This window comes from Catalinimonas locisalis (genome assembly GCF_038039535.1).
Classification (GTDB): Bacteria; Bacteroidota; Bacteroidia; order Cytophagales; family Cyclobacteriaceae; genus Catalinimonas.
Window position 1 is genome coordinate 24,016 of the sequence record NZ_JBBPHP010000029.1, and the last position, 21,214, is coordinate 45,229.

Annotated in this window: 19 protein-coding genes and 2 tRNA genes; 13 read left to right on the forward strand and 8 right to left on the reverse strand. The window is 41.4% G+C overall.

Annotation, left to right across the window (positions count from 1 at the left end):
• Positions 1–30: 30 nt before the first annotated feature.
• From WJR50_RS24480 to WJR50_RS24495, 4 genes are all read left to right on the forward strand, one after another.
• On the forward strand, positions 31–1,071 hold the full coding sequence (locus tag WJR50_RS24480; RefSeq protein ID WP_341295938.1) for a phosphotransferase: 1,041 nt from the start codon (positions 31–33) through the stop codon (positions 1,069–1,071).
• 1 nt (position 1,072) lies between these two features.
• Positions 1,073–2,371: an ADP-ribosylglycohydrolase family protein gene (locus tag WJR50_RS24485; RefSeq protein ID WP_341295939.1), complete on the forward strand. Its 1,299-nt coding sequence runs from the start codon at positions 1,073–1,075 to the stop codon at positions 2,369–2,371.
• 119 nt (positions 2,372–2,490) lie between these two features.
• Entirely contained in the window at positions 2,491–2,967 is a 477-nt protein-coding gene (locus WJR50_RS24490; protein WP_341295940.1) for a DUF2852 domain-containing protein, read from the forward strand.
• A 208-nt stretch (positions 2,968–3,175) separates the two neighbouring features.
• Positions 3,176–3,583 carry a T9SS type A sorting domain-containing protein gene (locus WJR50_RS24495; protein ID WP_341295941.1) on the forward strand — a complete coding sequence of 136 codons (408 nt, stop codon included), beginning with the start codon at positions 3,176–3,178 and terminating at the stop codon, positions 3,581–3,583.
• Here the strand turns inward: WJR50_RS24495 and WJR50_RS24500 are convergent.
• The 3 genes from WJR50_RS24500 to WJR50_RS24510 all read right to left on the reverse strand — a co-directional run bounded on the left by WJR50_RS24500 (position 3,564) and on the right by WJR50_RS24510 (position 8,664).
• Positions 3,564–4,337, reverse strand: a complete 774-nt coding sequence (locus WJR50_RS24500) for a rhomboid family intramembrane serine protease (RefSeq protein ID WP_341295942.1) — start codon at positions 4,335–4,337, stop codon at positions 3,564–3,566. The two genes, WJR50_RS24495 and WJR50_RS24500, sit on opposite strands and share 20 nt — an antisense overlap.
• A 99-nt stretch (positions 4,338–4,436) precedes the next feature.
• On the reverse strand, positions 4,437–5,339 hold the full coding sequence (locus tag WJR50_RS24505) for a histone deacetylase family protein (RefSeq protein ID WP_341295943.1): 903 nt from the start codon (positions 5,337–5,339) through the stop codon (positions 4,437–4,439).
• A 109-nt stretch (positions 5,340–5,448) separates the two neighbouring features.
• A complete protein-coding gene (locus WJR50_RS24510) occupies positions 5,449–8,664 on the reverse strand; it encodes an FG-GAP-like repeat-containing protein (RefSeq protein WP_341295944.1) in 3,216 nt (1,071 codons plus the stop codon).
• Positions 8,665–8,870: 206 nt separating this feature from the next.
• Between WJR50_RS24510 and pncA the strand changes: the two genes are divergently transcribed.
• Complete coding sequence (gene pncA / locus WJR50_RS24515) at positions 8,871–9,497, forward strand: bifunctional nicotinamidase/pyrazinamidase (protein ID WP_341295945.1); 627 nt, start codon at positions 8,871–8,873, stop codon at positions 9,495–9,497.
• Positions 9,498–9,566: 69 nt separating this feature from the next.
• Here the strand turns inward: pncA and gap are convergent, their stop codons facing one another.
• Positions 9,567–10,556, reverse strand: coding sequence for a type I glyceraldehyde-3-phosphate dehydrogenase (gene gap, locus WJR50_RS24520; protein ID WP_341295946.1), 990 nt, complete (start codon positions 10,554–10,556; stop codon positions 9,567–9,569).
• A 270-nt stretch (positions 10,557–10,826) separates the two neighbouring features.
• On the opposite strand from gap, the gene WJR50_RS24525 reads away from it, so the two are divergent.
• The 3 genes from WJR50_RS24525 to WJR50_RS24535 all read left to right on the forward strand — a co-directional run bounded on the left by WJR50_RS24525 (position 10,827) and on the right by WJR50_RS24535 (position 11,778).
• A tRNA-Glu gene (locus WJR50_RS24525) sits at positions 10,827–10,898 on the forward strand.
• 72 nt (positions 10,899–10,970) lie between these two features.
• Positions 10,971–11,045 (forward strand) — tRNA-Glu (locus WJR50_RS24530).
• Positions 11,046–11,136: 91 nt separating this feature from the next.
• Positions 11,137–11,778, forward strand: a complete 642-nt coding sequence (locus tag WJR50_RS24535; protein ID WP_341295947.1) for a DsbA family protein — start codon at positions 11,137–11,139, stop codon at positions 11,776–11,778.
• 18 nt (positions 11,779–11,796) lie between these two features.
• Here the strand turns inward: WJR50_RS24535 and WJR50_RS24540 are convergent, their stop codons facing one another.
• Complete coding sequence (locus WJR50_RS24540) at positions 11,797–12,417, reverse strand: TetR/AcrR family transcriptional regulator (protein ID WP_341295948.1); 621 nt, start codon at positions 12,415–12,417, stop codon at positions 11,797–11,799.
• An 84-nt stretch (positions 12,418–12,501) separates the two neighbouring features.
• Here WJR50_RS24540 and WJR50_RS24545 point away from each other — a divergent pair, with 84 nt between their 5' ends.
• A complete protein-coding gene (locus WJR50_RS24545) occupies positions 12,502–13,644 on the forward strand; it encodes an FAD-dependent monooxygenase (protein WP_341295949.1) in 1,143 nt (380 codons plus the stop codon).
• Between the two features lies 1 nt (position 13,645).
• Here WJR50_RS24545 and WJR50_RS24550 read toward each other — a convergent pair whose 3' ends face one another.
• Together WJR50_RS24550 and WJR50_RS24555 are read right to left on the reverse strand one after the other, a co-directional pair.
• Entirely contained in the window at positions 13,646–14,035 is a 390-nt protein-coding gene (locus WJR50_RS24550) for a response regulator (RefSeq protein WP_341295950.1), read from the reverse strand.
• Between the two features lie 11 nt (positions 14,036–14,046).
• Positions 14,047–15,303, reverse strand: a complete 1,257-nt coding sequence (locus WJR50_RS24555) for a sensor histidine kinase (RefSeq protein ID WP_341295951.1) — start codon at positions 15,301–15,303, stop codon at positions 14,047–14,049.
• 220 nt (positions 15,304–15,523) lie between these two features.
• Here WJR50_RS24555 and WJR50_RS24560 point away from each other — a divergent pair, with 220 nt between their 5' ends.
• Positions 15,524–16,066: a 3-hydroxyanthranilate 3,4-dioxygenase gene (locus WJR50_RS24560; protein ID WP_341295952.1), complete on the forward strand. Its 543-nt coding sequence runs from the start codon at positions 15,524–15,526 to the stop codon at positions 16,064–16,066.
• Between the two features lie 8 nt (positions 16,067–16,074).
• Here the strand turns inward: WJR50_RS24560 and WJR50_RS24565 are convergent, their stop codons facing one another.
• Complete coding sequence (locus WJR50_RS24565) at positions 16,075–16,788, reverse strand: DUF547 domain-containing protein (RefSeq protein WP_341295953.1); 714 nt, start codon at positions 16,786–16,788, stop codon at positions 16,075–16,077.
• A 130-nt stretch (positions 16,789–16,918) separates the two neighbouring features.
• Here WJR50_RS24565 and WJR50_RS24570 point away from each other — a divergent pair, with 130 nt between their 5' ends.
• The 3 genes from WJR50_RS24570 (at position 16,919) to WJR50_RS24580 (ending at position 21,212) form a co-directional block, all read left to right on the forward strand.
• Positions 16,919–18,262 carry an NAD(P)/FAD-dependent oxidoreductase gene (locus WJR50_RS24570; RefSeq protein ID WP_341295954.1) on the forward strand — a complete coding sequence of 448 codons (1,344 nt, stop codon included), beginning with the start codon at positions 16,919–16,921 and terminating at the stop codon, positions 18,260–18,262.
• 10 nt (positions 18,263–18,272) lie between these two features.
• Positions 18,273–20,150, forward strand: coding sequence for a 4Fe-4S binding protein (locus WJR50_RS24575; protein WP_445223485.1), 1,878 nt, complete (start codon positions 18,273–18,275; stop codon positions 20,148–20,150).
• Between the two features lie 84 nt (positions 20,151–20,234).
• Entirely contained in the window at positions 20,235–21,212 is a 978-nt protein-coding gene (locus tag WJR50_RS24580) for a GNAT family N-acetyltransferase (protein ID WP_341295956.1), read from the forward strand.
• The last annotated feature ends 2 nt before the right edge of the window (positions 21,213–21,214 follow it).

Consider the following 21,214-nt stretch of genomic DNA (forward strand, 5'->3'; position numbering starts at 1 on the left):
ATCCTTTAATCTTATCACCTTTACATTGCTATGGATCTAAAAAGTAAGTACAAAAGCATATACCCTCATGCTATTTTCTTAGAACATGAAATTAGTCAGGAAGTGGAAAGTTTTCTGAGAAGAAGAGGATGGGTAGCTCCTGATGAAAAAATACACTCTACAGAGAAGCCGGGAGAAGGTAATATGAATTTTGTACTTAGAGTCATTACAGATCAAAAATCTTTCATACTAAAACAGTCACGTCCCTGGGTAGAGAAGTTTCCGCAGGTAGATGCCCCAATTGAGCGTATTCAGGTTGAATACAATTTTTATCATTTCATAGCCCCCTATAAGGGAGTGAATCAATATACACCTGCGGTAATCGGTTTTGATGCAGAGCAGTTTATGTTAGCACTGGAGGACTTGGGCAGCGGAGCAGATTATACTTATTTGTATCAGAAAGGTAAGCAGCTCTCTCAGGAAGAAATTGAGGCTTTAAGTAAGTTGATCTCTGTTTTGCATCAGGTTAATGTTGACGAAAAGGAGAAGGTCAAATTTGACAACCAGCCTATGAAAGTCTTGAATCATGAGCATATTTTTGTTTTTCCCTACGCTGTAGACAATGGTTTTGACCTGGATAGCATACAGCCAGGTTTACAGGAGCTAGCGATGCATTATAAAAGAAATGAAGGGCTGAAAAAGAAGATCACCAAGCTGGGAAAGATTTATTTAGATAACTACAATACCCTTCTTCACGGAGATTACTATCCCGGTAGCTGGCTCAAAGTAGAAAGTGGGCTGAAGCTGATTGATCCTGAGTTCTCGTATTTCGGAAAAGCCGAATTTGATCTGGGGGTAATGCTGGCTCACCTGAAAATGGCTCAACAGACAGAAGAGAGTATTGAACTGGTGCTCAAAAATTATGAGAAGCCTGGTAATTTTGACGAAGATTTGATGTGGGCATTTTCCGGAGTGGAAATGATGCGAAGAATCATCGGTCTGGCACAATTGCCCCTTAGCCTTGATCTAACCGAAAAAGAAGGTTTGTTGGAAGAGGCTGTTTCTCTGATCAATCACTACGAAAAGGTTTAAAGTGAGAAATTTATTGATCATATACCTGCTGTTGTTTACCATAGCCTGCACTTCGGATAAGAAAACGACTGTACCGCAGGAATCTCCTTCAAAAGCAGAATCCACAAGCGGCACAAAACCGAAACTAGACACTGAGATTGTTAAAGATAAGGTGCTGGGCATGCTCCTGGGTTCAGCTATAGGAGATGCTATGGGAGCGCCTACTGAAATGTGGAGCAGAGAAGACATCAAAATAGAGTATGGCTATGTGGATGATCTGGATACGATGGTAAGAGAGCCGTCAGCTGAAGGTACCTGGGATTTTAACTTACCGGCAGGAGGCACAACCGACGACACTCGCTGGAAAAAATTGATGACAGAGTTCCTACTTACTCAGGAAGCCTGGTCTCCTTTGGATCCTAATGATTTCGCTCAGTTTATCGTCCGGCAGTACGAAAAAGATATCCAGTCGCTAAAGAATACTGAAAGCTTTGATCCTGAACCTTTTGAAGTGAATGCCCGTAGATTGGCCTGGCTTCAGGAATGGGCCATGGTAGCCAAACCTTTTGTAGAAGATGACCTGCAAGGCTATGCTTCTGCTCTAAGTCGTTTTTACGGCGGTGAAATGACCTGTGCGGGTATGCTTTACGCTCCTGCTATCGGGGCTTTTTATCCGGCGGCTCCTCAGATGGCCTATGATGAAGCTTATCGCCTAGCCCTGTTTGATATTGGCTACGCCAGAGATATCAGTGCTATTACAGCTGCACTTGTTGCTGCTGCTATGAATCCCGAAGCATCACCTACCTCAGTCATCAATACGCTTAGAGACGTAGATCCACAGGGCTATTTTAAGAGCAGGCTCGTAGGCAGGGCAGCTTATCGTATTCTTAAGGAAGCGAGAAATATTGTATATCAGGTTAACCAGCTCAAGGTAGAAGATGTAGATGTTGATCAGCTTAAGGTCCCTGCCGGAAAAAATGCAGATATGCTGTGGCTAGCTAGAACCCAGAAAGCTTATGAACTATTGGATACCAGAAATCAGGATTTACCCTTTCATGCGGGAGAAATCCATTTGGTCAACCTGACAGCCCTTTTGCTTTGTGAGTTTGACTTTGAGAAAAGTCTGGCTTTTGTAGTGAATTTCGGGCGCGATAATGATACTACAGCAGCGGTGACAGGAGCAATTTTGGGAGCATATTATGGAGCTAAAAAGTTGCCTCCTGAAATGATTTCTCAGGTACTTGAAACAAACAAGGGACTGTTAAAAACGGATATTGAAACACTGGCAAATCAGCTTTATGAAAAAATAGAAGGTATATGACAAAGGGTATTTCATAAGTGAAAAATTATGGTTAATCCTTTTCATTATGTAAAAATATCTAACAAATCGTACATGTGCTGGTTATTGGTATATATATTAAAAACAAAATTTTTTTAACTATGATAAAGATATTTTATAAGGTTACTTTTTTCATGCTGAGTCTACTAATAGTTGTAGGATGTAATAAAAATCTTACTCAGCAGGACGTACAGGATGAAATTACTGAAGCCCGTGAAGAAGTAGAGGAGGCTCAGGAAGAAGTAAAAGAAGCTGTAGAAACGCGAGAAGCGTTTTATGGAGACTATAAGGAAACAGAGCTCAAAAAGCTGGAGGATAGAAATAAAAATATTGATAGTAAAATCAAAAATCTCCGAGATGCCGCTGATGATTCTAATGCTTCTGCAGAAGCTGATATAAAGTCAGCGATTAATGAGCTTGAAGGTGAGCGAGAAAATATTAATGAACGTATTGAAGAGATAGAGCAAATGGAAGCTGAAGACTGGTCACAGGCATACCAAGAGATTGATGAAGCTATCTCAAAAATTGAAAACCAAATTGATCAATTGGCCGCCAGTCTGGATAGAGAAGAAGGATAAAGTTTTTGACTGATTGCAAATTGTGATAAAGGAAGGCTGTTGTGTAAATATTCAGGACAGCCTTTTTTTCTTTAAGAATCTCAGAGCTGCGTCTTCAATGAGATAGCATGTAACGTTTTTAATGTTATTTTATTGAAATTGATATCATTTTTTTAGAACCTATTGGGAAATAAACAGTATAATAATGTACTTATAGGAAACTACTTGTATGCAAAAAACTTTACTCATCATATTACTTTCAGCTTTGTTTTGCACTTCAGCCTTAGTATCGTCAGCTAATATAATTGCTGACCGTGCCAAAACAGATGTAATTTATGAGCCTATAAATGATGCAGTAGACGTAGTAGTTTATCCTAATCCTGCAGAAGAAAATATATTTGTACGCCTTGATCTGATTGATCCTTCTTTTACATATAGTTCAGAAATAGATCTGGAGATAAGAAGTTTATTAGGTACCCCTATGCCTGTTGAGGCTGAGCGTATTGATGCTAACAGATTTCGCATTCTTACTGCAGATTTTCCCGCCGGATATTATTTGTTGATCGTGCAGTGTAAGGAGTGTAATGGTGACAATGAACACCCTTCAAAAGAAGTATTTAAATTCTTGAAAAAGTAGAAGTATTCCTTTCTTCATCTTTCTCCAAATCATAATAATAGTGAGTATTCTTATTTTCTGAGGGTTTGTAGCAATACAACACTTTTTGCTTATGTTCAGAAAATAAGTAGCCTCTGAATGTGCTGCTCATTTGATTTGTTTCATGCTCAATAGAAGTGTTTCCTTCCTGAAGAGATGGAATATGAGGAGCCTTTCTATAGTAAAAAGAACAGAAAATTCCTGCCATAGAGCCCAGTAAGTGTGATTCCCAGGATACACTATTGTCTCCGGGAACAAGCCCCTGAACCATTCCCCCGTGAATGAATGCAATAGCAACGGCTACTGCAGTGGAACGAACGTCGCGTCTGAAAATACCACTGAAAAACAGAAAGGCGGCTAATCCGTAGACTAGGCCACTTGAACCAATATGATAAGCCTGACGAGCTACTACCCAAACCCAGAAACCTGTAGCAAAGTAGATCCAAAGAAAGACTTCTGTCGCTATTTTATCATAAAAGTAAAAAACCGCAATTAAGAGTAATATGAGGGGAAAAGTATTAGATAATAAATGAAGCGCACTGCCATGAATAAGAGGAGCCGCAAATATTCCTACCAGACCAGTGATAGAGCGTGGCAATATACCCCACACACCAAAATCCAGCGTCATGCTGTCTTCCACTGCTCTAATGAACCACAGAAAAAAAACAAAACCTAAGGCTACGACTATGCTCTTACGGAAAATAAATTTTTCACTATGTTTTTCGGCAACTATCAATTAACACTCTTTATCTTATATTATTTATAAGCCATACCAGATGTAAAATAATCATTTTTCTGATGAATGTCAGTTTAAAAACCATGGAAGTGGTATCATTTAGAAAAAAATCTCCTGTGCTAAGCGGTAGGTATTTGCATGTGCTTCCACAATGTGGGCTATCTGGGAAGAGTATCCGCCTCCCATGCTTAAGGCTACTGGGATTTTGTTTTCTTGACAGCTTTTCAGTACTATTCTATCCCTTTCTCTACAACCTCCAATACTCAACCCTAATCTACCGAGCTTGTCAGATTCCAGCACATCTACACCAGACTGAAAAAAAATAAAATCTGGCTGTACTTCACTAATTAGCTGACTTAGATGGTTTCTTAGCAGTGTGAGGTAAGTTTGATCATCAGTACCATCGGCTAGCGGTATGTCAAGGTCAGATTTTTCTTTATGTATCGGATAGTTCTTGGCTCCATGCATGCTGAAAGTAAATACTGAAGGCTGATCGCGAAATATCTGGGCGGTTCCATTGCCCTGGTGAACATCTAAGTCTACGACCAGCACTTGCTTCACCAGTTTCTTTTCCAGCAGATAGTTTGCTGCAATAGCGATATCATTAAGAAGGCAGAAGCCCTCTCCTCTATCTGTAAATGCATGATGCGTACCCCCAGCGATATTAAAGGCCACACCATATTCTGAAGCAAAAAGTGCTGCCTGCAAGGTGCCATGCATAATGGTGATCTCTCTTTGTACCAATTGTTCTGACATAGGAAAGCCAGTCTTTCTGATTTCCGACCGGCTTAACTCCTGATGTTTGAGCCTATGCCAGTAAGTGGCATCATGGGTATTGGTAATGTATTGTTCTTCAAGCGGGTGAGGTTGGAATAAATTTTCTTCAGATATCGTACCCTCATAAATTAATTGCTCAGGAATGAGGTTATACTTGATCATAGGAAAACGATGATTCTCCGGTAAGGGATGTGCATATATTTCATCCCAGGCAATTTTCAGCATGCAATAAAATGTCTTGATTCATAGCAATCAACACAGATAGTGCGCTAGAGTTTGTATAGTGGCTCAAAAAATATTCAAATAAACAACTTATATAGCCCAAAAGACATTTCTACCGGATAATAGTGATACTACCGGTTTTACTGCCGGCTTCCTCACCACAATTGATCAGGTAAAAGTAAACCCCGTCGGATACAGTACGACCGTTAATGGTACCATCCCATCCGTTGGCGTTACTATAATTTTCTATTTCAGTCAGCTTAGCCCCCAGCCTGTCAAAAATGGTGAGCTTACAATCTGGAAATAGCTCCATCCTCTCTACATACCAGGTGTCATGGCGGCCATCACCATTGGGTGTAAAGGCCTTATCAGGTGCTACATCCAGCGAACGATCTACATTTAGGGTATAGCTGACTGTAGTCTGGCAGCCTTCTTCATTAGTTACTATACAAGTATAGGTAGTAGAAATGAGAGGGCGGGCAATAGGATTGGCAATAGTACTATCACTAAGCGAAGCACCTGGTGACCATAAGTAGGAAATTCCCCCACTCGCATTTAGCTGCAAAGTATCTCCCAGAGAGATTCTGTCAGATGAAGCATCTATATTTGCCGCAGGATTATCTGCTTGTACAACCGCTACACTAGCAGTTTCTGTACAGTTGGCATCGGTAACCGCGGTAAGTGTATAAGTTCCTGCTTCGGTAACGGTGATACTACTTCCGCTTTCACCATTGTCCCAGGAATAAGAGGCAAAACCTTCATTGGCTACCAGCTCAACATGCTCATCCGGGCATAAATTTGGGCTGCCAGGGGTTTCAATCGTCAGTTCAGGAATGTCAATAATCGTTATTTCCTGACTATATGAATCTTTTACACTATTATCTGCACTAAGAATTTCCACCTTGACAGTATAAGTGCCAGCTTCGGCAAATGAATGATTTACCGAAGCTCCGTTCTGATTGCCGCTTCCATCACCAAAATTCCAGCGATACAAAACATCTTTACTATTGATAGAAGAAGGACTTACAGCAACTTCCAGAGCTTCATTGAGACATTTGCGCTCAGGAATACTTATCTGAGCCCTGGCTACTTCCATCGGGCTGCTTTCTTTGGTACAGCCGGTTTCATTTTGAATAGTAGCGGTATAGCTGCCCGGCTCTGTTATAGTCAGAGTAGTAGCAGTAGCCCCACTAATCAGCTGGCCATCTTTCTTCCAGCTATAAGTACTACCCGCCACATCTTCTACTCTTAACGTAGCCTGCCCTCCTTCAAAAAGTACCAATGGATCATTTGTACTAAGGCTGATGGACTCAGGTTCACTTACCTTGATATATGTTTTAGTAGTATCACTTACACAACCTCCATCTTGTTCGCTTGCTTTTACATAAAGTACATACCAGCCTTCGTTATCCTTACTGGCATTATCAATCACCGGGTTCTGCTCGTTAGATGTAAAACCATTAGGACCTGTCCAGAAGAAACGTGCATTTACATTTTGGGCTCTCAGTATAATCCTGTCACCAAAACAGAAAGGGTCTGCGGGATTCTTATCAATAATGGTAGGTTTATCCGGTACAAAACCATCAGGCTTTACTACATGTACCACATTGGAAACTATCTCATTACAGTCAAAACCATTGTGAGAGGATGAAACTTTTACGCGATAGTAGGCCTCATTTTCGGTAGTAAAAGTGAAGGTAGAATCAGTGGCGACAGCAAGCGGTGCAAAGCTATTGCCATCTGCTGAGCTTTCCCATTGGTAAGTGACGTCAATGGCCTTAGTGACCGAAAGCTGGTAAGGCAGTTCATCACAAACACCCAGGCCATTCTGTGGTTCCAGCACTGGTTTGATACAGTTACGGTTAAGCTGAACGATGATTACATCGGTAGTAATTTCAGCATAAGCAAGGTCAGGCTTCCCATCACCATTGAGGTCTCCGGCACGTACACTTTGTACACCCTCACTGCTTGGTATTATTTTTTTTGTGTTAAAGTCCAGGCTGCTTTCGGTGCTTTGATTGAGTAAGACCACTACCCGATTGCCAGTTGCAGAAGAATACATTACATCCAGTTTACCATTACCATCCATGTCGGCCAGTTCAAGTCCTTCTCTACCTATACTGATCGGATCAAAGCGAACCGCATCTGCAAAAGATAGATATTCGTTGGCAGAGGTATTCTTGAATATCCCTACATAGGTTTTGTTGACAATAATAATCTCAGGTAGCCCATCATCATTTAAGTCTCCTGCCCGCATGTTGGTAGTAAGCCCGGTAGTAGATAGCGTTAGTGATTCGCTAAAACTTATACTACCTGGTGTACTACTATTTTTGAAAATATACACCTCGCTACTTTCATCTTCAGATACCATTACATCCGGTTTGCCATCTCCATCTAAATCTTCAATGTCAATACCACTTATCTTTTCATCACTAATACCAAATTGCTGAAAGGGAAGGATAGGAGTAGGATTGAAGCTGATGCTTCCTCCACTACTGGTATTTTTAAAAACTGAAACTCCTCCCCCACTGGAAATAGAAGTGACTACGATCTCTGGTTTACCATCGCCATCAAGGTCTTTGATATCCATTCTGGCAGATAAAGTACCGTCTGCCGTGTAAGAAAGAGGTGGGTTAGGAAGTTCAAAAGTAACTGCACCGCCCTCTACACTTATATTTTTGTAAATATAGATACGCTCTTTGTTGGTGTTAGAATTAGATGCTGAAAACACTAAATCTGCCAAACCATCGCCGTTCATATCTCCGCAACGAACCCAACGGGTATTGGCATTGATATCAAGTTCTCTTTGGACAAAACTGACGGAGTTGAGATCAGGGGTAGTATTTTCTAATATTGTTATTTTATCATCATCAGTATCAGAAGTAGCGATATCCATTTTGCCATCCTGATTGAAGTCACACATGCAAAGGTTATACAAACCATTTCCAGATGAAGGGAATGAGTAAGGGCCATCAAGTTGACTGGTCTCAAAACCCTGCCCATCAAAGCTCAGGGTGAAATTTTGCGTGGAGTAAGCAGTAAGTTTCGTGTCCAGCCGAGTTACGGAAATGCTACCGTAAGTAGCTCCGGCAGGAACTTTGGCCTTGATGATACCATCAGTAAGGGAAACAACCTCTCCAGCAGCAGCTCCGAAGAGTACCAGAATGTTGTTGGGATCAGCGCCAAAATCTTGACCACTAATGGTAACAATTTCTTCTACTGTTCCATAGTTTCTGTCAATGCTATTGATGACAGGAGTCTGAGCATGTACATATTGTAATGCTGTGAGTGTGAAGGCGAACGCAAAAATATATCGGTAGGATTGCATATGATTCCTATGTAAGTCATTTTCAATCGGACAAGATAAGGCCAATGCTATCTATAAGCCCTTAAACAGTGGTGAGAAGCCAACCTTTGTAATATCTAGTGATAGAATGAACAAAACTGAAAAAGGACATTGCTGCGGATTTTTCTTTTGCAGAGATGGGTTATATTTATGACAATAGAATCAGGATTTTTTAAATACTATTTTTTATGGATGCATTACTCTTAGTAGATATTCAGAATGACTTTTTACCGGGAGGCTCATTAGAGGTAAAAGAAGGAGACGAGATCATTCCTATCGTAAATGACCTCCAGCCTTATTTTGACCTGGTAGTGGCTACTCAGGATTTTCACCCGGCAGATCATGGTAGCTTCGCAGCCAATCATGAAGGCAAAAAGCCGGGAGAGCATATTGACCTGGACGGCTTGGATCAGATCCTCTGGCCGGTACACTGTGTGCAGGGTTCTGAAGGGGCCGAGTTTGCCAAAAATCTGAATATGGATAAAGTGGCAAATGTGGTCAAGAAAGGTCTGGATAAAAATATTGACAGCTATAGTGGCTTCTATGACAATGGCCATAAACGGGCTACCGGGTTAAGCAAATACCTGAAAGATAAAGGTGTTGACCGAGTTTTCATTACAGGTCTTGCAGCCGATGTTTGTGTGAAATTTACTGCGCTGGATGCGCTGAAGGAAGGTTTTGAAACAATAGTAGTTAAAGATGCTACGCGGGCGGTGAATTTACAGGAAGGCGATTATGAGAAAACTATGGAAGAACTAAGAGAAAATGGAGCGAAAGTGATGAAGAGCAAAGATGTGGTGAAGATGAAGACCTGAATTGAACAAAAAAGAAAAGCTCTGCCGAAGAAAGGCAGAGCTTTAGCATTAAAGAATTTTCTTAAGTAATTACATACTGCCTATTTTAGCAATCAGGTCAGCAGTTCTGGCTGAGTATCCTGCCTCATTATCATACCAAGACATGCATTTCACCATATTACCATTTACACTGGTAAAAGGAGCATCAAAGATAGATGAGTGAGGATTGCCGATAATATCAGTAGATACAAGAGGATCTTCACTATACTGTAAAATTCCCTTCATCGGACCTTCAGCAGCCTCTTTCAAAGCGGCATTGATCTCTTCAGCAGTTACATCTTTGTCTACCATGCAGGTAAGATCAGTCAACGAACCGGTGATGGTAGGGACGCGAATGGCATTACCATCCAGTTTGCCTTTCAGGTCAGGAAGCACAAGACCTACTGCTTTGGCAGCTCCTGTAGTAGTAGGTACAATATTAACTGCAGCAGCACGAGCTCTTCTCAGGTCTTTATGAGGAGCGTCCTGTATATTTTGGTCAGCAGTATAGGCGTGGATGGTAGTGATGAAGCCTTTCTGGATACCAAACTTATCGTGGATTACCTTAGCCATAGGGGCCAGGCAGTTGGTAGTACAAGATGCATTGGAAAGAACAGTTTCACTGCCAGTAAGTGTGTCATCATTAACACCCAGTACAACTGTAGGAATATTACCCTTAGCAGGTGCAGAGATCACTACTTTTTTTGCACCGGCAGTAATATGCTTCTTTGACCCTTCTTCATCTACAAATCTTCCGGTAGACTCAAGTACTACTTCGATACCCATATCTCCCCAAGGAAGAGCTGCTGGATCTCTCTGGGCAAGTACAGTAATTTTTTTGCCATTCACCGTTATAGAATCACTGTCGTGGGTGACTTCGTGAGGAAAAATTCCATGAGCTGAATCATATTTCAGCAGGTGGGCAAGTGTTTTAGTATCGGTTAGGTCATTGATGGCAACGACATCAATGTTTTCTTTGGTAAGCAGTCTTCTGAAGGTCAGCCTTCCAATTCTGCCAAAACCGTTAATAGCTACTTTCATGTTAGCGTCTTTATTAAAGTTAAAAGTAATTGTTCGACAAAAATACAATCCCCTACGTTACAATCAAGTTTTAGATCGTAGTTAAGAGAATATATACACTTCGATTATACTAGTTTTAATCAAACTTGTTTAAGAATATTGGTGTTAGTAAGGCTGAAATGGTCCAGAAGCTGACATCTGGACACTATTTTAAGAAAAATAGCGCCATCGTTTTGCAATTTTGAAACAGCGCTTTATATTTGCGGTCTCAAAACCAAAAGTGGTTAGCATGGTCCGTTCGTCTAGGGGTTAGGACGCCAGGTTTTCATCCTGGTAACAGGGGTTCGATTCCCCTACGGACTACTAAATTTTGTTTAATATACTTTCTCACTGTTTGCACTTGAGAATAGTTTTCGTGACCCTGAGTCACGAACCGGTCCGTTCGTCTAGGGGTTAGGACGCCAGGTTTTCATCCTGGTAACAGGGGTTCGATTCCCCTACGGACTACCAAAGTCCTTGTCAGTTATGGCAAGGACTTTTTTATTTTATACCCTTCCCTAATTTTATCCGTACTAGAAGTTGTTGATCAAAATCTTTAGCCATGGAAGCTTACGAAATATTATACTGTTATGACCCTTTGTGCGGATGGTGTTATGCCTTTAGCCCGGTAATCAGCCAGTTGGAAGAGCGTTTCGGAAAAGACATTAAATTTACGGCTTACAGCGGAGGTATGGTCACCGGTAGTAGAGTAGCCCCTGTGGGTGAAGGCTTTGGTTATATCAAAGGCTCATTGCCAGACCTGGAGAAACGTACAGGAATAAAATTCGGACAAGGCTTTCGTGATCTCATTGAGGATGGAACTTACCTGTACGATTCGGAGCCAGCTTGCCGTGCCCTGACTATTTTTAAGTCAATATCCAATGGTAGTAGTATATCCTTTGCACATGCCCTGCAGAAAAGTCTTTTTTATGAGGGGGAAAGCCTGAATGAGCCTGATAAGCTGGCCGATATTGCGGAGCAGCATCAATTGGACAGAGCACTTTTTCTGAGGCTTTTTGAGGATGAAAAATATAAGCAGAAAACTCAGGAAGAGTTTGCCTTTGTGCAGCGGCTTGGGGTAAGAGGTTTTCCTACGCTATTGTTTAGAGACAGTCAAAAATTGTATGCACTGAGCCGGGGTTATCAGGCTTATGACTCTCTTGAAGAAATCATGACTCAGGTAATCAAGGAATATGTGGTTTAAAAGCAGCTTGCAGAAAGTCTAGTGTTTGCTTACAATGTCAATGTACTCGTACATGCCTTTGGTAGTAAGGTAAGGCACCAGCATGCTGAAGGCGAGCATAGTGTAATGCTTGAGTTTTTGCTGTTCATCTCCCTCGTAAAGTACTTCGGCGTGACCTATCCAGGCATCTGAGAGTAGGCTCAGTTGCTCACTCATGTGGGCGTACTGGCTGGCAGGGATATCATTTTTGAAGATTCCTTCCTGTGTCAAAGCTTCGGCAAATTGCGCAAACTGCTGTTTTCGTGTCTGGGTAAGCGCACGATAATGTTGCTGTATTTTAGGATATTTACGCATGATAGCCACAAAATCTGCCATCAGAAAACGGTAAGTATATAATCTGCTATACACAAAGGTAAGGCTTTGATAAACCTGTTTTAAAGTAAATTTTTGTACTTCAAATTGCATAAGCTGTTGGTTGAAAGCCTCTACTAACTGCATGTATAAGGCATATACCAGACCTTCTTTGGTGCGGAAATGGTAACGTAGATTCCCATCACTGATCTCCAGCGTGGCGGCAATATTTTTGGCCGATGTGCTTTCTAACCCTCTCTCGTTAAATAAATCTCTGGCGGTATGAAGTATTTTTTCTTTGGTATCCATCAAAATTATTCTAGCTCTTGGGAGCTAATATATAAAAATTAATTTATACCTTTGTTTTAGCTCTTTGGAGCTAATCTTAAGAATATGAAAAAAATAGCCATCATTGGTGGCGGCATAGGTGGTCTATGTGCTGCCATCGCACTACAGCAAAAAGGTTTTGATGCTCAGGTGTATGAAAAAGCGCTACAGCTTAAGGCAGTGGGGGCAGGTATAAGTCTTTCTGCAAATGCAGTACTGGCCTTGAGAAAGATAAGCCTGGATAAAGAAATGATTGAAGCAGGACATGTCCTTAGGCATATGCGTATCCTGGATGAAAATGGTAAACACATTGCTCACACCAATCTTGAACCGGTGGAGCGTGAATTTGGAGCATTAAACTTTTCCATCCACAGAGCGGTATTGCATGAAATTTTGATGGAACACTTAACTCCTGGTAGCCTGCATTTGGGGAAAACGTTGAGCAATTTTCAGCAGGATGAAAAAAGTATTAGCTGTATTTTTGAAGACGGAACAGAAGTTGAGGCCGATGCCATTGTTGCTTTTGATGGTATTCATTCCGCAGTACGCAAGCAATTGTTACCAAAGTCAAGGACAAGATATGCGGGTTATACCTGCTGGAGAGCTATTATTGATTATATTCCTGAAGGATGGAAAGATCATCAGGCTACAGAAACATGGGGAAGAAATGGCAGGTTTGGAATCGTACCCATTGGAAATGGAAAACTGTACTGGTTTGCTACTGCCAATGCACCTGAGCAAGATAGAAGAATGCAAACTTTTGGAGTAAAAGAATTAACTGCGCATTTCAAAACTTATCATGCTCCTGTGGGTGAAATATTGAGTCGTACTCAGGATGAGCAATTGATCTGGAATGATATTGTTGACCTTGAACCCCTTAAGCAATATGCTTTTGGAAATATAGTATTGGCAGGAGATGCAGCACATGCTACTACGCCCAATATGGGACAAGGGGCCTGTATGGCGATAGAAGACGCGATTGTGCTGGCCAATCTGCTGGAAAAATATGAAGTAAAAGAAGCTTTCAGCGGATATGAAAAGCAACGTATAAAAAGGATACATACAATTGTAAAGTCATCTTATGAATTAGGAAGAGTAGCGCAATGGGAAAATAAGGTACTCACCAAAGTAAGAAATACGGCTTTTCGCTTGATCCCCGAATCAATACATCAAAAGCAGATCAGGCAGCTTTATAATGTAGAACTGTAGCTCAGGAGGCACTTTCAGAAAGCATCCCTATAAGTTTCTCTTTAGATAAGGGCTTACTGATAAAGCGACTGACCGAGTCGTACTGTAGCGCTTCTTCATTGTCTTTCTCCCGCACAGAACTGGTGAGAATAATGATCTCAGTCTGCTTATACTTTGGGTAGTAAAGCTCCTCGTATTTTTCTACAAAATCAACACCACCCATTTCTGGCATATTAAGATCAAGCAGAATATAGCGGGGAAACTTCTGTCCATTGGCATGAAGCTCCTGTAAAGTTTTCAGTGCCTCTATGCCACTATTATAGGTAACAAAAAGATCGGAATAGCCGGATTTCTCTATGAGCATAGCATAGATCTCCAGAGCATCATCATCATCATCAATCATGAATATCATACTGCTCAAATTTAAGAATATTCTCTTAAGAATATTTTAAATACCGACCCTTTATCGGGTTGGCTGTTTACTTCTATATAACCACCATTTTTTTCCAGAATTGTTTGGATAATGTAAAGCCCTAAGCCCATCCCTTCTACACGTTTGTTGATTCTGCGAAAAGGCAGGAAGAGCTGCTCGCGGTATTTCATCAAATTGATGCCCACACCATTATCCTCAAAAGCTATGAGACAATATTCTTTTTGCCGCTTTAGCCAAATGTTTAATTCAAGTGGCTGATCAGGCTTACGGTATTTAATCGCGTTACTGATCATATTGTCAATAATAGTGTATAAATAGCTTTTTACATAATTAAGGGTGCAGCTTTCCTCTTCCTCTATTCGGATGATAGCCCCTGCTTCTCTGATGATATCCTGCTTACGCTCCAGCACATGTTCTATGATTTCCTTAAGAGGAATATTTTGCTTCAACTCTTCGGGATAGCTATGAAGCTCTATAACCTGAATCAGTCCCTTGAGAGTGATATCAAGATTGTGCACACTACGGATAATTTTGGGGAGTATCTTTTTTCTTTGTTCTGAAGAAAGGTCCTGGAAAGCCTCTACCAAAAGCTGTAAGCGGGCTACTGGCACCCGTAGATCGTGGGCAGTAGCATGTACAAGATCGTCCAGATACTGGTTAATACGACTGAGCTGGTGGTTTTTTTCTTCAATCTGTTCGGACTGCTGCTTCCTTTCATGTATGTCGGTAGCAGAGCTAACCCAATGGGTGATTTCGCCTACATCATTTTTCATAGGTATACTCCTGACCAGATGCCAGCGGTAGGTCTGATCGGTAGCTTTCTTTAATCTGTATTCAATCTCACAGGGTTTTCCAGAATGTAGGGCCTCCTGCCACAAATTCAGGCTCTCTTCAAAGTCATCCGGGTGAATAGTCTGCCGCCATTTACTTCTTTTTAATTCTCTAAGGGTATAGCCTGTGTAACGAAAAAAACGTTTGTTAAAATATTCCGGCTGTCCGTCGGAACGAATAATCCAGATGAGCTGTGCCATATGTTCAGTGATGAACTTAAGCCTTCTCATTTCTATATAGGTGATGCTAAGTCTGGCTACGGAAGTAGCTGCGATTTCGTCCTTTTCTCCACCCGCTATCCATGCCTGTTCTGCTTCCTGCAAGTCTTTGCGTAGGCTGAGTATCTTTTTTCTAAGCTTTTCTCTGGGATTATCTTGTTCCCAAGACTTTCCTTGTAGAGGGGAAGGATCACTCATACTAAAAAATATTGGCTATCGTATAAAAAATGGCAAGCGGGAATGTAAAAAAATCTGCTTGCAACGCTAAAAAATAATAGCTCGTTAAATGAATAATGAAAAATCAGGCGGTTTGTTTTTTCCTTACTTCAAAATGAGCTGATTTTTGTACAGATTTACTTTACCCTTTTCCTCTAAAGCCTTATTATTATTACTTGACTTACAAAAATTGATTGCAACTATGGCTGTTAAAAAAGCATTTAATCTGAGAAGATGGATAGATGAACACCGTGATATTTTGAAACCTCCGGTCGGGAATGCTCAGGTTTATGAAGATACTGATGACTTCATCGTGATGGTGGTGGGAGGACCTAATACCCGCAAGGACTTTCATTACAATGAAACGGAAGAGTTTTTCTATCAACTGGAAGGAGAAATCACTGTGAAAATACGTGAAGATGGCGAAATCAAAGACGTAGTCATTAAGGAAGGAGATATTTTCCTCTGCCCTGCTAAAATGCACCACAGTCCACGGCGCCCTGCCAATACTATCGGCCTGGTGATAGAGAAAAAACGCGATGCCAGCCATACTGACGGGCTGATCTGGTATTGCGAAAATTGCGGGCATAAGATGTACGAGGAGTATTTTCCACTTAAAAATATTGTGGAGCAGCTACCGCCCATCATCAACAAATTTCATAATTCGCAGGAGTTGCGTACCTGTAATCAGTGTGGCACGTATATGAAAATTCCGGCAGCACCTAAGCCAGAGAAGGTAGAATAATTGTGAAACTACCGCTCATTTAGGGCCCAGTCATACGCATAATAGCTGACTTTATAAGAAGAGGGGATTTTCTCCTCTCTATATTGGTTGATGTATGCCAAAGCGGAGGCTGCCTCTCTTGTAAAATCGTTATTGTACCACTCAAAAATTTTGGAGATCGCTACCTCCTTCTGACTGGATTTTAACTGTATAAAGGTATCATTATTCAGCGCTTCTCGGGTAAGCTGGTTCATCTGCTCATCTAACTGATCGGCTTGAAAAGCATAAGAAGCAAGGGGGGGACAGCTTTGGGCAGCGCATACCAGCACAAAATGGATACGGGCATCCTGATAGGTTTGTAGCAACTTTTGCTTTTCCAGCGCATTGAGGGTAAGCATTTCTCCGGCAACCTTATGCTTTTGTTTATCAAAAAAGCCAGCAATATCCATGGGCGATTCTACCGGATAGTTTTTAGCAATCTGCCGAATGACGATCAGGTTATAAGCATTGATATAAAAAGCCTTCTTTTCCATATTGTTCAAATCCTGCACTTTCATCTCACCAATTTGTTGGTATAGTGCCTCTATCTCATTCATATTTTGTTTTACGGCCTGATAATCTACTAGACCCTCTTTTACATAACTGCCGAAAAACTGATCTGCCTCCTGGGTAAAGGCTGTTATTGTAAATGCAGGAGCAGCAGTTGAGACAAAGTATATTAATAATATAAGTAAGGATTTCATGTTTTTGAATTTATAGTGCTTTTGTAAATAACGGATTAGATAAGCTTAAGGGATGTCAACTGCTTGACATTTTATATATTACCACCGTCTTAGCTTTAGCTTTTTATTTTCATTTTTCACCCTCTGTTTCATGAAAAAAGTTTGCATTGTAGGTAATGGTATCGCAGGTATTACTGCCGCACGTCATATCCGCAAACAGAAATCTGCCTCTGAATATAGCATCACGGTGATCTCTGCCGAGACCCAATATTTTTTCTCCCGAACCGCGCTCATGTATATTTATATGGGACATATGCTATACGAACATACCAAACCCTATGAGGATTGGTTTTGGGGAAAAAACGATATCCAATTGGTACAGGACTATGTGGAGCAGGTAAATACCAAAGAGAAAAAGCTGAGTTTGAAGTCAGGAGGCGATATGCCTTATGACATACTTTTATTAGCTACCGGCTCCAAAGGCAACAGGGCGGGCTGGCCGGGAGAAGACCTGCAAGGCGTGCAGGGGATGATCAGCAAGCAGGATATTGATCTGATGGAAATCAATACCAAAGGTATTGAACGGGGGGTGATTGTTGGTGGAGGCTTGATTGGCATTGAGATGGCCGAATGCCTGCACTCGCGGCACATTCCGGTAACCTTATTGATTCGTGAAAGTGCTTACTGGAACAATGTGCTACCGCAGCAGGAAGCAGAAATGGTAAGCCGCCATATCCGTAAACATGGAGTTGAGCTGAGAGAAAATGTAAATTTTAAAGCAATTAAAGGAGATGAAAATGGAAGAGTAAAAGCAGTTGAGCTAGAGAATGAAGAAGATATTCCTTGTCAGTTTGTAGGCGTCACCATAGGGGTAAAGCCCAATATTGATTTTCTGCAAGGTTCAGGTATAGAGACAGATCGTGGCATAGTAGTCAATGAATTTTTGGAAACCAATGTGCCGGACGTATATGCTGCCGGAGATTGTGCTCAGCACAAGGTAGCTCCTGCCGGGCGCAAAAATATAGAGCAAATCTGGTACAGTGGTCGCATGCAGGGCGAAACCGTAGCCAGTACCATTTGTGGAAAGAAAATGAAATACGTGCCGGGCGTTTTCTTCAACTCGGCCAAGTTTTTTGACATTGAGTACCAGGTGTATGGAGAGATCAATGCCCAGTCAAAAGAGAGTGAAGAGCAGTTTTACTGGATAAAACCAGAAAAAGAAGTAGCCTTTAGAGTAGCTTTTGACAAAGAAAGCGGAGCAGTCAAAGGTTTTAACCTGATGGGCATGCGTTATCGCCATGAAGTTTGTGCCCGCTGGATCAAAGAAAAGCAGGATGTCGGTTTTGTGATGCAGCATCTGGAAGAAGCCAATTTTGATCCTGAATTTTTCAAACATTACGAAGAAGAAATTTTACAGCACTTCAATCAGCAATTTCCGGATAGAGCTATTCGCAAGAAAAAGAAAGGAATGATCGCCTCACTTTTTGGCTTTTAATATGCAAATTATGAACAAAGTACACAGTATACGCCTGCTAGGGCTTGTCATTTTTTTAGTCGGCTTCGGCTTCTTTGTGGGTATTTTCTTTATGTCTGATTACCAGCTAAATACTGAAGCCCTGAGGCAGGAACTGGCTACCGATGAAGAGGTTACTACTCCTAATGCAGCACAACCCAGTACTGAGCAACAGGATAAGGAAGGAGAAATGTCGGAGGCAGAAAGTAGCGTCTATCGTATTGCGCTTCAGGAAGCTGATGAGATGTTGGGCAAAACGTATGCATATAATTTTACCTTCATCAATGATCTGAACCAGGTTTGGGCAGCAACTAATGCCCGGCTCAAAGCAATTTATGGCATTAGCGAAGAAGAAGTTGATCAGCTGGTATCAGCAGTAGTAGCCAATGAGCTGAGGTATTCTGCTGAAGTGGTGAAAAACACCCTGAGCGGTGAAGATGAAGCTACTACCCTTAAGAGAGATAAGCTCTTGGCCTACACTGGCTGGATGGAAGGCAAGCAATATGGAAGTGAGGAAGAGATTCGTTCCCAACTACAAACCACTGTAGCAAGTGTCAATAACGACATCAGCGGGCAAAAAGGAATCAGTCGCTACCGCAAAAAGTCTCTGAACACCACAGTTGTCAAAGCTTCTACGGTTGGTTTTATTGAAGAAAATACTGTATGGGTACTGCTGCTTTCCATTGGTTTGTCAGTAATAGGAGCATTGATGTATATTTTGCCCCAGGCAAAAGAACTGCCCGGTATCAAGCATAATGGTATTTTTTTTAGCGCAATGAAAAACCGGGGTTGGATAGGAATTCTGCTCGGTACTTTTCTCATCCTGTTCTATGTGGTCCTGTATTTTTACCCCTACTACATGACCAACTGGATTATTTTAGCGGATCCGATCAGTTACTGGCTCAAAGGAAGCCCGGCAGGAGAGTTTTTTCTGTACGGTTTTTTGTACACCTTAGCCATACTGGTGATGGGTGTGCGTATGTTTATGAAATACCGCCACAGCAACTATCACCTGATCAGGACTGCTTCGGTCATGTTCTTCCAACTGGCCTTCGCCTTTTTGATTCCTGAGATTTTGATTCGCCTCAATTATCCTTATTACGACTTCAAGAACATCTGGCCGCTGGACTATGATTTCTTCTTTCCCAGCAGCCTAGACCAACTGATACAGGCAGGTGGCTTAGGTACCTTTATGCTGTTTTGGGGGATTCTTCTAATTGTCGTAGGCGTACCTGTTCTCGTCTATTTTTACGGCAAGCGCTGGTATTGCTCCTGGGTTTGCGGCTGTGGTGGCCTGGCTGAAACGCTGGGCGACCCTTATCGCCAGCTCTCTGACAAATCACTCAAAGCCTGGCGGATTGAACGCTGGATGGTACATGGTGTATTAGTATTTGCCGTCCTCATGACCATCGGTATGATTTATACCTTCTTTACCGGAAGTGGCAGCCTGATCGGCATCCCGACTTATTCGGTGGCAGAATTTTATGGCTTTTTCATCGGAGCAGGCTTTGCCGGAGTCATTGGAACAGGCTTTTATCCGCTGATGGGCAATAGGGTATGGTGCCGTTTCGGTTGCCCGCTGGCAGCTTATCTGGGCATAGTGCAGCGTTTTAAGTCACGCTTCAGAATCACGACCAATGGAGGGCAGTGCATCTCCTGCGGAAATTGCTCAACCTATTGCGAGATGGGCATAGATGTACGCTGGTATGCCCAACGAGGGCAAAATATTATCCGGGCATCCTGTGTGGGTTGCGGGGTTTGCTCCTCTGTATGTCCGAGAGGCGTACTCAAACTGGAGAATGGAAAAGAAGAAGGCCGCTTCGGCAAGCCTATCCTGATTGGAAATGATAGTGTAAGGGTAGAAGCTTGAATACATAATATTTGATAAGTGTTCCCAAGTCTGTCTGATTTTCAGGCAGTCTTTTTTACGTTTGTGCAGAGTTTATTTTAGATAATGATGGGACAATTACTGTATTTGAAAAACCATGAAATTGATAGAGAAAAGTGGGATAAGTGTATTGAGGAATCTCCACAGGGAGTAATTTATGCCTTATCCTGGTATTTGGATTTTTGTGATAGTGAGTGGGAAGCAGTAGTAGAAATAAAAGATGAGCAATATCTCACTGTAATGCCTATTCAGCTTAAGAAAAAATACAACTTTACATTTATCCATCAAGATCTATACACTTTTGTGTTAGGAGTCTTTTCAGTGAAGGAGGGCTTTAGCAGAAAAGATTTTTGGCAATGTGTAAATACTGCTTTTAGTAAGTTTCGTTACATTGCCAAGTATCGTTTCAATACGGATAACAATTGTTTTTTTCTGGAGTCCGAGTTTCAAACCAAAAGCTTGACGCATCACTTAGCCATTGATAAACCTTATGAGGAACTTAAAAAAGAGTATTCTAAGGACAGAGTTAAAAATTTAAAGAGAAGCCAAAAGAAAGAGCAACGCGTCATCGCTTCCAAGGATTATACTTCCCTTATAGAAATGTTTGGTACTTATACTCTTCCTAGAATATCCAACTTATTGTTTCTACCTGAAACTGATCTCAAGCTGTTTGAGTTAGCAGACCAGTTAGGTTTTTCAGAATTGTATCTAGTGGTAGACAATTTAGGTAACAAATTGGCAGGTGGAATCTTTCTTAAGTTTAAGGATAGGATTACAGTAATTTATGGAAGTACTACTGACAAAGGCAAAAAATATAGCAGTAGGACTCTACTTATGGATTATGTCATAAACAAGTATGCAAACTCAATCTATACTATACTTGATTTTACAGGGGGCAACCATCCAGGGGTTGCTCATTTTAAGAAAGGCTTTGGTGCTAAAGAATTGGTTATTAATGAAGTTCAGATTTCAAAGTTTCCAAAGCTTATTAATGAAGCTAATGCTGTAAGAAGGAAATTTATAAGAAAATATTTAGTTCGCTAGTC

Coding starts and splice junctions, on each gene's coding strand:
- WJR50_RS24545 (WP_341295949.1), top strand. CDS start 12,502: ATGAAAAAAATAGCCATCATTGGTGGCGGCATAGGTGGTCTATGTGCT.
- WJR50_RS24505 (WP_341295943.1), bottom strand. CDS start 5,339: ATGCTGAAAATTGCCTGGGATGAAATATATGCACATCCCTTACCGGAG.
- WJR50_RS24510 (WP_341295944.1), bottom strand. CDS start 8,664: ATGCAATCCTACCGATATATTTTTGCGTTCGCCTTCACACTCACAGCA.
- WJR50_RS24490 (WP_341295940.1), top strand. CDS start 2,491: ATGATAAAGATATTTTATAAGGTTACTTTTTTCATGCTGAGTCTACTA.
- WJR50_RS24570 (WP_341295954.1), top strand. CDS start 16,919: ATGAAAAAAGTTTGCATTGTAGGTAATGGTATCGCAGGTATTACTGCC.
- WJR50_RS24565 (WP_341295953.1), bottom strand. CDS start 16,788: ATGAAATCCTTACTTATATTATTAATATACTTTGTCTCAACTGCTGCT.
- WJR50_RS24550 (WP_341295950.1), bottom strand. CDS start 14,035: ATGATATTCATGATTGATGATGATGATGATGCTCTGGAGATCTATGCT.
- pncA (WP_341295945.1), top strand. CDS start 8,871: ATGGATGCATTACTCTTAGTAGATATTCAGAATGACTTTTTACCGGGA.
- WJR50_RS24555 (WP_341295951.1), bottom strand. CDS start 15,303: ATGAGTGATCCTTCCCCTCTACAAGGAAAGTCTTGGGAACAAGATAAT.
- WJR50_RS24575 (WP_445223485.1), top strand. CDS start 18,273: ATGAACAAAGTACACAGTATACGCCTGCTAGGGCTTGTCATTTTTTTA.
- WJR50_RS24495 (WP_341295941.1), top strand. CDS start 3,176: ATGCAAAAAACTTTACTCATCATATTACTTTCAGCTTTGTTTTGCACT.
- WJR50_RS24560 (WP_341295952.1), top strand. CDS start 15,524: ATGGCTGTTAAAAAAGCATTTAATCTGAGAAGATGGATAGATGAACAC.
- WJR50_RS24580 (WP_341295956.1), top strand. CDS start 20,235: ATGATGGGACAATTACTGTATTTGAAAAACCATGAAATTGATAGAGAA.
- WJR50_RS24480 (WP_341295938.1), top strand. CDS start 31: ATGGATCTAAAAAGTAAGTACAAAAGCATATACCCTCATGCTATTTTC.
- WJR50_RS24535 (WP_341295947.1), top strand. CDS start 11,137: ATGGAAGCTTACGAAATATTATACTGTTATGACCCTTTGTGCGGATGG.
- WJR50_RS24540 (WP_341295948.1), bottom strand. CDS start 12,417: ATGGATACCAAAGAAAAAATACTTCATACCGCCAGAGATTTATTTAAC.
- gap (WP_341295946.1), bottom strand. CDS start 10,556: ATGAAAGTAGCTATTAACGGTTTTGGCAGAATTGGAAGGCTGACCTTC.